This window comes from Candidatus Clostridium eludens (genome assembly GCF_045310515.1).
In the GTDB taxonomy this organism is placed as follows: Bacteria; Bacillota; Clostridia; order Clostridiales; family Clostridiaceae; genus Clostridium_B; species Clostridium_B eludens.
The window spans coordinates 1-914 of the sequence record NZ_JBJHZX010000131.1 but is presented as its reverse complement, the minus strand read 5'-3'; the positions used below and the strand labels follow the sequence as shown (position 1 = coordinate 914).

Sequence of the window (914 nt, the reverse complement as noted above, 5' to 3'; positions counted from 1 at the left end):
GTTTATCACTGAGTATAGCATGGGAAAACTACCTGCTCTAATTTTCCAAGATGCTGGATTTGATATAAGTGTTATTGGCAACAATAGAATATGGGCAGCAAGTAAGAGATGGCGTAATGCTTATAATCAGTCAGGTGCTCTTGGACTTAGGGATTCTAGAAAGTTGAATAGTGGGCGTCCACTTAAATGTGAATTAACAATAGAAGAAATAATAGCAAAAAAGGATGCAGAAATTGCTTATTGGAAAGCTGAAGCAGAACTGTTAAAAAAAATCGAGCTGCAAGAAAGGAAGGTGAAAAACGGTAACCTGAGTGCAGCAGCTATATTTGCTATCATACAACATATCGTTTTAACAATATGCAATTGCAAAAATATAATTAGACATTTATGTGAAATTTCGGGTGTATCAAAATCTGGCTACTATAATTATCTAAAATCAGTAAAAATGCGTAATCGTAAGGAAGAAAAAGATTTAGAGGTGAAAGATGTAATTCTTAAAGCATTTAACCATAGAGGATACAAGAAAGGCTCTCGTTCTATAAAAATGGTATTAGAGCAAGAATTCAATTTAGTAATGAACCGAAAATGTATACAGCGAATTATGCGTAAATACAACATTAAGTGTCCTATAAGAAAAGCTAATCCTTATCGTAGAATGATGAAGGCTACGCGTGAGCATACTGTTGTACCAAATCTTTTAAATAGAGAATTTAAGCAAGAATTAGCTGGAAAAGTCTTATTAACAGATATAACTTATTTACCATATGGAATATCTAATATGGCGTATTTGTCGACCATTAAAGATGCTTCTACAAATGAAATCCTTTCATATAAACTTTCAAATCGTCTTACACTTGATATAGCTACAGAAACCATTGAAAGATTAATGAAGCAGCATAAGAATTTATTGCATC

At 32.6% G+C, this 914-nt stretch carries 1 protein-coding gene; it reads left to right on the top strand.

Features of this window, described 5'->3' with window-relative positions; translation table 11 throughout:
- On the top strand, positions 1-914 hold a 914-nt coding region (locus ACJDU8_RS25525; RefSeq protein WP_406794996.1), incomplete at both ends, for an IS3 family transposase.